General features: G+C 63.0%; 10 protein-coding genes. 2 read left to right on the plus strand and 8 right to left on the minus strand.

Going from position 1 to position 11,976, the window contains the following annotated elements; translation table 11 throughout:
* The 8 genes from EN884_RS09515 to EN884_RS09550 all read right to left on the minus strand — a co-directional run.
* A partial coding sequence (locus EN884_RS09515; protein WP_206617575.1) for a metallophosphoesterase occupies positions 1–745 on the minus strand: 745 nt, incomplete at its 3' end.
* A 187-nt stretch (positions 746–932) separates the two neighbouring features.
* Entirely contained in the window at positions 933–1,310 is a 378-nt protein-coding gene (locus tag EN884_RS09520; RefSeq protein WP_013529730.1) for a hypothetical protein, read from the minus strand.
* 184 nt (positions 1,311–1,494) lie between these two features.
* Positions 1,495–2,940 carry a homospermidine synthase gene (locus EN884_RS09525; RefSeq protein WP_013529731.1) on the minus strand — a complete coding sequence of 482 codons (1,446 nt, stop codon included), beginning with the start codon at positions 2,938–2,940 and terminating at the stop codon, positions 1,495–1,497.
* Positions 2,941–3,070: 130 nt separating this feature from the next.
* A complete protein-coding gene (locus tag EN884_RS09530; RefSeq protein WP_063168945.1) occupies positions 3,071–4,006 on the minus strand; it encodes a DUF3445 domain-containing protein in 936 nt (311 codons plus the stop codon).
* Positions 4,007–4,009: 3 nt separating this feature from the next.
* Positions 4,010–4,672: an aminotransferase class IV family protein gene (locus tag EN884_RS09535; protein WP_063168944.1), complete on the minus strand. Its 663-nt coding sequence runs from the start codon at positions 4,670–4,672 to the stop codon at positions 4,010–4,012.
* Positions 4,621–5,766, minus strand: a complete 1,146-nt coding sequence (locus EN884_RS09540; protein WP_063168943.1) for an aminodeoxychorismate synthase component I — start codon at positions 5,764–5,766, stop codon at positions 4,621–4,623. Before EN884_RS09540 ends, EN884_RS09535 begins: the two co-directional genes overlap by 52 nt.
* A gap of 182 nt (positions 5,767–5,948) precedes the next feature.
* Positions 5,949–6,689, minus strand: a complete 741-nt coding sequence (locus EN884_RS09545; RefSeq protein ID WP_063168942.1) for a hypothetical protein — start codon at positions 6,687–6,689, stop codon at positions 5,949–5,951.
* A 361-nt stretch (positions 6,690–7,050) separates the two neighbouring features.
* The gene (locus tag EN884_RS09550; protein ID WP_063168941.1) at positions 7,051–8,883 is read right to left on the minus strand and encodes a M3 family oligoendopeptidase; all 1,833 of its coding nucleotides are present in this window, start codon (positions 8,881–8,883) and stop codon (positions 7,051–7,053) included.
* Between the two features lie 175 nt (positions 8,884–9,058).
* Here EN884_RS09550 and EN884_RS09555 point away from each other — a divergent pair, with 175 nt between their 5' ends.
* Both EN884_RS09555 and EN884_RS09560 read left to right on the plus strand, forming a co-directional pair.
* Positions 9,059–10,594 (plus strand): sigma-54 dependent transcriptional regulator, encoded by a 1,536-nt coding sequence (locus EN884_RS09555; protein ID WP_063168940.1) that lies wholly within the window; start codon positions 9,059–9,061, stop codon positions 10,592–10,594.
* Positions 10,595–11,003: 409 nt separating this feature from the next.
* A partial coding sequence (locus EN884_RS09560) for a DUF882 domain-containing protein (protein WP_128360536.1) occupies positions 11,004–11,976 on the plus strand: 973 nt, incomplete at its 3' end.

The following is an 11,976-nucleotide window of genomic DNA, read 5'->3' on the forward strand; positions in this document are numbered from 1 at the left end:
GGGAATGGCTATGGCCGCCGACGACGACATCGATGCCCGGGATCTTGGCGATGACGTCACGTTCGCGCCTGTAGCCGATATGGGTCACGGCGATGATCTTGTTGACGCCTTCGCCCTTGAGCTTCTCGACTTCGGCAGTGATCGACTTGACGTCGTCCTCGATGGCGACGTTGGGACCCGGCGAAGCGAGGTCCGGCGTGTCGTTGGTGATCGCGCCGATGATGCCGATGTTCTGGCCGCCGACCTCGACGACAACAGATGGCTTGACGCGGTCGCCGAGCTTGGATTGCGCGTTGGCCTTCACATTGGCGCCGAGCACGGGGAACTTGATCATGTCGAGGAACGGCGCCAAGGCGGCCTCGCCGTCGTCGAATTCATGGTTGCCGAGGGCCATGGCATCGAACTTCATGTCGTTGAGGAATTCGCCTTCGACCTTGCCCTTATAGGTCGTGTAGAACAGCGAGCCCTGGAAATTGTCGCCGGCGCTGAGCAGCAGCACGTTCTGGCCTTCCAGCTTCTTGCGTTCCTGGGCAATCGCGGTGATTAGCCGGCCCGCGCCGCCGATGCACTCGCCCTTGGTCTCCTCGTCCGCCGAGCAGGTCGATTCATATTTGTTGTTGCCTTCGATGCGGCTGTGCCAGTCGTTGATATGCAGGATGTTCAGCGTGTAGTCGGCAAAGGACGCGCCGGCCGACAGGCCGAGGGCTGAGGCTGACAGGGCTGCAATGGCGGCAAGCTTCTTCATCTTCGTCTCCCGGAAAGCTGATCAGAGGCCATTAGCGCTCTTGCTTGACTGGAACATAACAGCCGGCGCTTTGGCCATGTTCCCATCGCGTTCCGGATGACGCAAGCGGAATCCGGGACCCTTTGCCGGCACAAAAAAGGACGGCGGCCAACCAGCCGCCGTCCTTGGAAAACGAATGGTCGTGGGTTCAGACGCGCCTTGTCAGCACGAAATTCTGACCGCTGGAGCTCGTGCAGTTGAGCTGGCTTGTCGACACCATCAGGCAGTTGAAGCTGACCGCGGTCTGGCGGATCAGCGAGGTGCCGTTGATCTGCACCGATGTGGCGCCGGTCATCGTGTAGCTGCCGTCGGCAAGCTTCTGGCCGGTGTCGGTGGCTACCGTCGTGAAGGTGCCGCCGGTGAAGGTCGACAGGCCGGTGCCCTTGGCGTCGATCCACGAGCCCTCGACGCCTTTCGGCGCCGCTGCCATCGGCGGTTGATCGGGGCCGCTGGTCGCACAGGCGGCGAGCATCGCCGCAATGGCACCCGCCACGCTCATCGAAAGAATTTTGCGCGCAATGATCATGTGAAAATCCTCTCCTCTCGCTTCGGCCCAAAAATCGGAAATCGATTTTCGACAAGCACGAGGCGTGCATCCAAGTTTCCAGAGCGACGTGCGTCCAGATGAATACGTATCGCTATGGTCCGCATCCCTTCAATCGCCCGATTTCCGGGCGATTGCAAGGCAGTGAGGCAGGTGGGCGGTGCTGCTATCGCACAAGGATGTTGCGGAACTGCCACGGGTCGTTCCGGTCGAGGTCTTCCGGGAACAGGCCGGGACGGTTATCGAGCGGCGTCCAGTCGGTGTAGTAGCCCTTGACCGGTCCGAGATACTGGGACTGCACTTCCAGGCACCGCCTGTAGTCCATCTCGTCGGCTTCGACGATGCCGGCCTCGGGATTCTCCAGCGCCCAGACCATGCCCGAGAGCACCGCCGAGGTGACCTGCATGCCGGTGGCATTCTGGTAGGGGGCCAGCTTGCGCGCCTCGGCGAGCGACAGCTGCGAGCCGTACCAGTAGGCATTCTTGTCGTGGCCGTAGAGCAGCACGCCGAGTTCGTCGACGCCGTCGATCAACTCGTTCTCGTCGAGCACATGATGCACCGGCTGAGGCTTGCCGGCGGCGCCGAACATCTCGTCAAGCGACAGCATCGCGTCGTTGCAGGGATGATAGGCATAGTGGCAGGTCGGGCGGTAATGCACCTTGCCCTTCTTCGAACGCACGGTGAAGAAATCGGCGATAGAGATCGCCTCGTTATGCGTCACCAGCAGGCCGTATTGCGCGCCGGGCGTCGGGCACCACGAGCGCACGCGCGTGTTGGCGCCCGGCTGCTCCAGGTAGATGGCTGCCTTCGAGCCGTGCTTGTGCTTCTTGGCGTTCTTCGGCATCCATGTCTCGTGTGTGCCCCAGCCAAGTTCCGCGGGCTGCAGGCCCTCGGAGATGAAGCCTTCGACCGACCATGTGTTCCAGAACACATCCATCGGTTTCGGCTTCTTGGTGCGCTGGGTGTCGCGTTCGGCGATGTGGATGCCCTTGACGCCGGCCTTCTTCATCAGCTTGGCCCAGCCCTCGCGATCGTCCTGCGCGGGCTCCGAGAACTCCAGGCCAAGATCGGTGGCGAGATTGACCAACGCCTGCTTGACGAACCACGAGACCATGCCTGGATTGGCGCCGCAGGTGGAGACCGCCGTGGCGCCGCCGGGCTTGTCGTGCTTTTCCTTGAGCAGCGACTCGCGCAGCGCGTAATTGGTGCGGCTGGCGTTATCGGCCTTGGCGTCGAAATAGAAGCCGAGCCACGGCTCGACGACGGTGTCGATGTAGAGCACGCCGAGCTTGCGGCAGAGCCGCATCAGGTCCACCGAGCCGGTATCAACCGACAGGTTGATGCAAAAGCCCTGGCCGCCGCCATTGGTCAGAAGCGGGGTCAGGAGCTTCTTGTAGTTCTTCTCGGTCACCGCTTCCTGGACGAAGGTGATGCCGCGCTCGTCGAGCAGCTTGCGGTCGGTGTCGCGCGGATCGATAACCGTCATGCGCGACTTGTCGAACTTGAAATGGCGTTCGATCAGCGGCAGCGTTCCCCGGCCGATCGAGCCGAAGCCGATCATCACGACAGGGCCGCTGATCTCACCGTAAACGGGCCAGTTTTCATTCGCCATTTTATCGAGCACTCCTTCAAAGCCCAGGAAACTGGGAAAACGCACACACAAAACCGGGCATCTTTGCCCGGCGGCCATGCGCTACATCACAGATCATTGTCACAAACCAGCGAAAAGCGCCAACCAGCGATCAGTCGTCATTGGCCATGTGGTTAAGGACCGTCATCAGCCGATCACGGTCCGATGTCAGGCCCTTGTAGTCGAGCTGGGCGAGATCGAGTGCTTCGAGCTGGGCGGCGAAAGACACCGCGAGCTTCGCCCGATCAGGGTGCCTGGCCAGCACGGCGAGCGGATCGAGATGGATGCGGATGGTGAACAGGATATCGCGTGAAACAGGCAGTTTGCGTAGGGTTTGCCGCTCGACGCGAATGAAGGCATGGGCGTCGATGTCGCCATCGGGAAAGCGCGACGGCCGGTTGGTGGCGCGGTCGATGCGCTGCAGGTCGGAGAGCGGATGGTAGAGCGCGTTGTCGGCCTGGATCGACCAGTTGTAGCGCTCGACGGCCTGCCCCTGGAGGCCATCGAACATCCGGTTGATGAGTTCCGCCGGACGCGTGCCCGGGCCGAAACCCGGCACCGGCGCGTGGATGTCCTGCAGCGGCTTGCCGAACTTTTCCAGGAGCGACCAGGAGGAGGGAAAGCAGAGCGAGCCGGCGACCAGCCGCCAGCCGCTGTCACTGCTGCGCATCAGGATCAGGTCTTCCTGGACGAGCAGTGAGGCTTTGGCCAGCGGCGCATCGGCGAGGGAAGCAGGCAGACGGCTCGCCGCGCCCGCCACCTCGACGCCTGATCCGCCGAGCCGATGGGTTTCGGGGAACCTCTCCGGGAGATGCGCGGCGAGCAAGTCGAGCACTTCCTGCTGGGCGTCGCGCGTGCCGTCCTCCTCGACGAAAACGCGCTCTGGGATTTCGGCATAGAGCCGGTGCTTTTCGGCGAGATACGGCAGCAGATGGCCGTCGACCTCGATCCAGGCCGCCGGGTCGAGCGGCTTCAGCCCGATGCTGAACAGTTTCGACGAGCCGTCATAGGGCGTGTGGGTGGGCAGCGTATGTTTTGGGGACGTCATGTCTCAGGTCAGTCTTGCCGGGATCAGTCCGCGCAGCGAATTGCCGACGAACAGGGACTTGGCGGATTTCAGATCGTCCAAGCTGTAGATCGCTTCGCGGGCGCGGCCTTCATCCAGAAGCTGCGCGCGCAATACGCCAGGCAGCAGGCCGCAATCGAGCCGGGGCGTCGCCAGCACGCCGTCGCCGACATCGGCAAAGACATTGGTGATCGTGCCTTCACAGATCTCGCCACGCTCGTTGGCCATAAGCACCTCGTCGGCCTGCGTGATGAGGTGTTCGGCACGGGCACGCGTGTAAAGCTGTCGCCGGCTGGTCTTGTGGCGCAGCAGCGTGTCGTTCGAATCGAGCCTCGTCCGCGCCAGCCGCAGCATCCAGACTTTGTCGGCGGCGAGCGGTTCATAAGGCTGCGCAGAGGCCGTCACCTCGCCATCGTGCGACAGGACGAGACGCGTGCGCGTGGCAACGCCGGAACCGCCGACCGCGCTGCTCAGCGCCTCGCCGACCGTGCCTGGATCACAGCGGAAGCCGAGTTCCGCCGCCGAGCCATAGAGGCGCGCAAGATGACGATCGAAGCGCAGGAAGCCCGAGCCGGGTTCCCAGCGCATGGTCTCGATCAACTGAAAGTCGGCGGTGTTCCCGTCGCGAAGCGCGCTTTCAGCAGACACTCCTGATACTCCTCCTGCGCCGTCGAATCGAAGACGACGCCGCCTCCGACATTGTAGACGGCCTCGCCGCCCGAAAAGAGCGAGATGGTGCGGATCGCCACGGAAAAGCGCATCGGGCCGCCGGGTGCGATCCAGCCTATGGCGCCGCAATAGGCATCGCGGGGCGTGCCTTCCAGGTCGCGCAGGATCTCCATGGCACGGATCTTAGGCGCGCCGGTGATCGAACCGCAAGGAAACAGCGCCGCAAAGATCTGGCGGATAGAGAGACCCGGCAGCAGTTTGGCCCTGACGTCGCTCACCATCTGATGCACGGTCGGGTAAGTCTCGATGCGGAACAGCGCCGGCACGTCCAGCGTGCCCACCTCGCTGATCAGCGAGATATCGTTGCGCAGGAGATCGACGATCATCCGGTTTTCGGCCTGGTTTTTCTCGTCATTGCGCAGGAAGATCTTCTGCCGTTCGTCCTCGGCTTTGGTGGCGCCGCGCGGCGCCGTTCCCTTCATCGGATGCGTCTCGATCATGCCCTCGGCGTCGATCTCGAAGAACAGTTCAGGCGAGCGCGACAGCACGATGGGTTCACCGAGCGCGATCAGCGCGCCATATTTCACCGGCTGACGTTCAGTCAACGCATCGAACGCGGCCAGAGGCTCGCCTGACCATTGCGCATGCACGGGAAAGGTCAGATTGCCCTGGTAGCAATCACCTTGCCGGATGTGCTGGTGCAGCCGCGAGAAGCGTTTTTCATAATCCTCGGGCGACCACGTCGCACGGGCGTCGAAGATCGGGCCATTGGTCGCCGCCATATTGCGCGGCGGCACCGCCTGTTCGACCGGGGCATCGAAAACCCCAAGGCACACGAGTGGGGCGCGGCGTCCATTCGGCAGCAGGGGAACGAGCTTGGGTTCGAGCAGGTAGCCCGCCTCATACGAGAAATAGCCGGCAAGCCATTTGCCTGCATCATGCGCGGCTTGTGCTGCTTCCAGAGCCGGCCCGAAATCGCCTGCATCGTGCGCCACGATGATATCGGCCGGCCGGTCGAAAACGAGCTGGCGCGCGCTTTTGTCATTGCGAAAAATTGCGGCGGGCAGGGACATGGGCACCGAATGCTGCGGTCAATGAAGCCATCAACCGCTCTATATGGGGTGCCGCCCGCGCGCAATCGAGGGAACGGCACGCTGCCTCTTAAAGCCGACCTTTGGGCCAACTCAGGAACCAAGAGCAAACGGCGACGCCGATATGGCGCCGCCGCTTGCAATCTTCAGGTCGTGCCTGGCGATCAGCTGTTGCTGGAGGTTCCGGCTGTTGGAAACTGCTTGGCGAATTCCTTCTCGTTGCCGGCGGCGAGCAGCTTGGCCTGCTCGATCCAGCGTTCGCGCGCGATGCGGCCATCGAAATTCATGACGTCCTCGATCCGTTTGATATCGGCCGCTGTCCAGGACGCGATCTGGGCGAAGCTGGTGACGCCTTGTGCCTTGAGCAGTTTCTCATTGACCGGACCGATACCGATCAGCCGACGCAGATTGTCGGGCTTTCCGGATGCTGGCTTGGCTGTTGCAGGCTTGGCTGTTGCAGGCTTGACTGTTGCAGGCTTGCTCATTGCGGATTTGGCTGGAGCCGAGGTTTTGGTGGCGACGGGTTTCGCCGCCGGCTTGGCAGAGACCGCTTTCGCAGCGGCCGGTTTGGCCGTCGCGGGCTTTGTGGTGGCGGATTTGGCCGTCGCGGGGGTCGACATCAGGGCCGCCGGCGCCTGGCTTGCCGGTTTTGCCGCGCTGCTTCCGGCGGCAGGTGCGGCCGACGCTTCGCGCAGCCGGCGCTCAAGGTCGGCGCGGGTCTTGCCGCATGCATCGAGTTCGCCGGTCAGGCGGTCGCTGTCGGTGCGCAGCCTGTCGCGTTCGCTGCGTGTACGGTCGAGATCGCCGCGCAAGCTGTCGAGTTCACCGCGCAGGCGCCCCCAAAGGAACCAGCCGACCAATACGCCTATCAGGAACGCCAGGACCACGTAGAAAAAAGTGCCCATTGTCTCTCTCCAGTCAGATCCGTCTGCCGTGGGTCATGATCTTCGGCGAAGGACTACTCTTGGTGGTTCCGCGGTAAGCAGAACAGCCGGCTTCGGTTCGAGCTGTCGGCGATCGGCTTTGCTTGCCCATGGCCAACGGCCGTTGTCGCGTTCGCCTGAGCGCCACGGCCGGCTGAGATTTCTCCTCGCCGATCCGCATGCGCTCCGGCTGAGCTTGGAGCGAAGGCTATCATAGAGCTTGTGGAAAGCTATCGGAAAACTTCGGTGGAGAGTACTTCAAGAACAGATATTTAGGGCGATAGTAGAGCTGTCCCAACATGCATTCCGGCTAAACTGTTAGAGCGACGCCTGGGGGCGCATTTCAAGTGTCGAGCGCTTCCAGCTCGTCGATCAGGCCACCGATGACGCCAAGTCCGATCTGCCAGAAGGCGGGATCGGTGGCGTCGAGCCCGAAGGGCGCCAGAAGCTCGGAATGATGTTTGGTGCCGCCGGCGCGCAGCATTTCGAAATACTTGTCCTGAAAGCCGCGCTCGGCGTTCTGGTAGACCGCGTAAAGCGAGTTCACCAGGCAGTCGCCGAAAGCATAGGCATAGACATAAAAGGGCGAATGGATGAAGTGCGGGATGTAGGTCCAGAACACCTCGTAGCCTTCGCGCAGCTTGATGGCGGGACCCAGACTTTCGGCCTGCACTTCGAGCCAGAACTGACCGAGCCTGTCGGAGGTCAGTTCGCCGTTCTTGCGTTCGGCATGCACCTTGCGCTCGAATTCATAGAAGGCGATCTGGCGCACGACCGTGTTGATCATGTCCTCGACCTTCTGGGCGAGCATGGCCTTGCGCTCGCGCCGGTCGGTGGTCTGGTCGAGCAGCGAGCGGAAGGTCAGCATCTCGCCGAAGACCGATGCCGTCTCGGCCAGCGTCAGCGGCGTCGAGGCCATCAGCGCACCCTGGCCGCCGGCCAGCACCTGATGCACGCCATGGCCAAGCTCGTGCGCCAGCGTCATCACATCGCGCGGCTTGCCCATGTAGTTGAGCAGGACATAGGGATGCGCCGACGGTACGGTCGGATGCGCGAAGGCGCCAGGCGACTTGCCGGGCCGCACCGGCGCGTCGATCCAGTTGCGGTCGAAGAAGGTTCGCGCGATCTCGGCCATGTCGGGCGAAAAGCGCTGATAGGCGGACAGCACGGTGTTCCTGGCCTCGTCCCAGCCGATGATCGCCTGGGGCGTATCCGGCAACGGCGCGTTGCGGTCCCAATGGTTCATCACCTCCATGCCCAGCCAGCGTGCCTTCATCGCGTAGTAGCGGTGCGAGAGGCGCGGATAGGCATCGCGAACGGCGGAGGCCAAGGCGTCCACCACACTGCGCTCGACGCGGTTGGCCAGATGGCGTGAATCGGCGATGTCCTCGAAGCCACGCCAGCGGTCGGATATCTCCTTGTCCTTGGCCAGCGTGTTGGTGATCAGCGTGAAGGTGCGCAAGTTCTTGCGGAAGGTCGTGGCCAGCGCCTCGGACGCCCGGCGGCGCACCTCGCCGTCGGCGTCCTGCAGACGGTTCAGCGCCGGCTCCAACGTCAGTTCCTCGCCGTCGATGTGGAAGCGAAGGTCGGTCATCGTCTCGTCGAACAGGCGGTTCCAGGCGCCGCGTCCGGTGATCGACTTTTCGTGGAAGAGCTGCTCGACGCGGTCCTCGAGCTGGTAAGGCTTGTCCTTGCGCAGATCGAGCACCCATGGCCGATAGTGGCCGAAGGCGGGATCGCCGGCGAGCGCGCCTTCGATCGACGCATCGTCGATCAGGTTGAGTTCGAGCGCGAAGAACAGAAGGTGCGCGCTGGCGTCGGTCATCTTCTCCTGGATGTCGCCATAGAGCTTGGCGCGCTGGGGATCGGCGGTGTTTCCGGCATAAACCAGTCCCGCATAGGAGACGATGCGGCCGATCAGTTCCTCCAGCGCCTCGTAGGCGACAAGCGCCTCGCCCAGCCTGCCGGCGCCGCCGCGCTCGGCTTCGGCGGCCAGCGTACCCTTCCAGCGGCTCTCGAAACTGGTCGCATCGGTGGCGGCCTTGGCGATGTCGCGCTTCAGCTCCGGCGCGTCCATGCCGGCATAGAGGTCGGCAAGGTTCCATTCCGGCAGGTCGCCCAGCTCGGCCGCGCCTTGACCCGACGCCGGCGCCGCCAGCCGCCGTGCGGAAACCATGTGCCCAGAATCCCTATGCATTGCCGACACCTTCCGTGGCCAAGGTTCAAGGAGAAACGAGAAGCCGGTCAAATCCTAAGGAATTCATTCACCGGGTTTTTTGAAACCTTATTTAGAACCCTGTGCCAAGATGGTCCACAGGGCAGAATTCCTCGGGCGGGCAGTCACACCAGTCATGACAGGTTCCATACTCATAGTCGATGACGATCCGGTGCAACGCCGGCTGCTCGAAGCGGCGGTGACGCGGTTCGGCTACAGCGCAATCGTGGTCGACGGCGGCGCGGCCGCTCTCGACATCCTCGATGGACCCGGCGCCCGCGAGGTGTCGGTGGTCATCCTCGATCTGGTCATGCCCGGTCTCGACGGTATCGGCGTGCTGAAGGCGATGCGCGAGCGCGACATCAACGTGCCGGCGATCGTGCAAACCGCGCAGGGCGGAATCGAGACCGTGGTTTCGGCGATGCGTCATGGCGCCTTCGATTTCGTCGTCAAGCCGGCGTCTCCCGACAGGCTGCAGGCATCGATCGGCAATGCGCTCAAGGTCGAGGCCGTCGAGGGCGAGGTCAAGCGCACATCGCGCCGGCGCGGCGGCCTCCTGACCTTCAAGGACATGATCACGCACAGCCCGGCCATGGACAGGGTGATCCGTCTTGGCCAGAAAGCGGCGGCATCCAACATTCCGATCCTGATCGAGGGCGAGTCCGGCGTCGGCAAGGAACTGGTGGCGCGCGCCATCCAGGGCAGTGGCGACCGCCGCACGAAGCCCTTCGTCACCGTCAATTGCGGCGCCATTCCAGACAATCTGGTCGAATCGATCCTGTTCGGTCACGAGAAGGGCTCGTTCACCGGGGCCACCGACAAGCACACCGGCAAGTTCGTCGAAGCGCATTCGGGCACGCTGTTTCTCGACGAGATCGGCGACCTGCCGCTCGACGTGCAGGTCAAGCTGTTGCGTGCGGTCCAGGACGGCGAGGTCGACCCGGTCGGTGGGCGCTCGACCGTCAGGGTCGACATCAGGCTGATTTCGGCGACGCACCGCAACCTCCTGCAGCAGGTCAAGGACGGCAAGTTCCGCGAGGATCTGTTCTACCGGCTGAACGTCTATCCGATCTTCGTGCCGCCGCTGCGCGACCGCCGCGACGACATCCCATATCTGGTCACCCATTTCATGGAGAAGGTCGCGCCGGCCGACCCGCACCGTCGCCTGCAAGGTATTTCGGCGGCAGCGCTCGCGGTGCTGCAGGCCTATGACTGGCCCGGAAACATCCGGCAGCTCGAAAACGCCGTCTTTCGCGCCTCGGTGCTTTGCGAAGGCTATATGTTAACCGCGGAGGACTTCCCGCAGATCCGGGCGCAAGTGGAAGGCACCGTCAACCTCGATATGGATGGCGACGCGCCGTCGCCGTCCTTGCCTTTGCAGGCGCGCGATGACGAAGCCTTGCCCGGCGAGGGCGGCCCGGCAATCGCGTTCGATCCGCCGGCAAGGCTGCAGCCTCGCTTCGGCACGTTGCGGGCGCTCGACGAGCGCGGCAATGTGCGGGCACTTGCCGATGTCGAACTCGAGATGATCAAGCTTGCCATCGATCACTACAACGGACAGATGAGCGAAGTCGCCCGCCGACTCGGCATCGGCCGCTCGACGCTCTATCGCAAGCTCAAGGAACACGGCATCGATCCGGAGACAGGCCGCGTCGATCGACTAGCCTCCTAAGGGCGATGCCGGGCTGAGCTTTGGCCCGGCTTCCGGCTTTGCCACAAGGCCGGCGCCAGCTTGCAATGCCACAACGGGCCTTGTATCGCCGTTTCGGCGGCATTGTGGCTGTCTCGTGGACAGCTCTGTTCACGCATTAAGGCTAACGGTAACAGATCGTGTTTGGGGCGAAGGCGAAAATCCGATCTAAACCAGCGGTTTACCAAGAAACCTTGTGAACAATTTTTGACGGGATATCGCCACGGTGTTACCGCATTTCGGCTTCAATAAGCGATGATTAACCATTAGGATCGATATTCGGGTGTGCTAATGCCACATCCGTTTGGACAAATCCGGGGACAAACGGCAGCCTGCAAGGCCTTTTGATTTGAACAGAATCGAACGACACACAAACAGGCGGCACCATCATTTGAGCGTCTGGCCGAAGTGGCTGGCAGTGTTGGTTGTCGCTTTTGGTTTTGTTGCCGCGGCTGCGAGCGGAGCCAGCGCCGAAACACGGTCGCTGAAGCTTTATCATCTCCACACCCATGAGAAGGCCGAGATCGTCTACAAGCGCAACGGCCGCTACGTTCCCGAGGGTCTCCGCAAGATCAACATCATTTTGCGCGACTGGCGTCGCAACGAGCCAACCAAGATGGATCCGCGCCTGCTGGATCTCGTCTGGGAGGCGTATCGGGAAGCAGGTGCCACGGACTATATCCAGGTCGTCTGCGGCTATCGCTCGCCGTCGACGAACTCGATGCTGCGCAGCCGCAGCAGGGGCGTGGCCGAGAAGAGCCAGCACATGCTCGGCAAGGCGATGGATTTCTATATTCCCGGCGTGCCGCTGAAGAAGCTGCGCAACATCGGCCTCAAGATGCAGGGCGGCGGCGTCGGCTACTATCCGTCATCGGGTTCGCCGTTCGTCCACATGGATGTCGGCAATGTGCGCCATTGGCCCGGTATCAGCCGGCAGGAACTGGTCTCCCTGTTCCCCAATGGCAAGACGCTGCATGTGCCGAGCGACGGCAGGCCGCTGCCCGGCTTTGAGCAGGCGCTCGCCTCCTACAAGGCGCGCAAGGGATCGGGCTCGCCGGCCATCGAGATGGCCAGTGCCGGCGGCAGCAGCAAGAAATCGGGTGGATTCCTGTCGGCTTTCTTCGGTGGCGGCGGCGACGACGAGGCCGACGACAGCGCCGATGTCGAGACCGCTTCGGCCGCCCCCCCGCCCAAGGCGAGAAACCTGAAGCCGGCAGCGGCGGCCAAGACCAGCAACCTCCCGGGCATCGCCATCGTGGCGCCGGAGAATGCGCGGCGCGCCGAGATTCCGCAGGTGACCGAACAGCAGGCTCCGGAGCCTGAACAGGACACGCCGGAGACGATCATCGCGGCATTGCCGGCCC

This window comes from Mesorhizobium sp. M7A.F.Ca.AU.001.01.1.1 (genome assembly GCF_004022735.1).
Lineage (GTDB): Bacteria > Pseudomonadota > Alphaproteobacteria > Rhizobiales > Rhizobiaceae > Mesorhizobium > Mesorhizobium ciceri.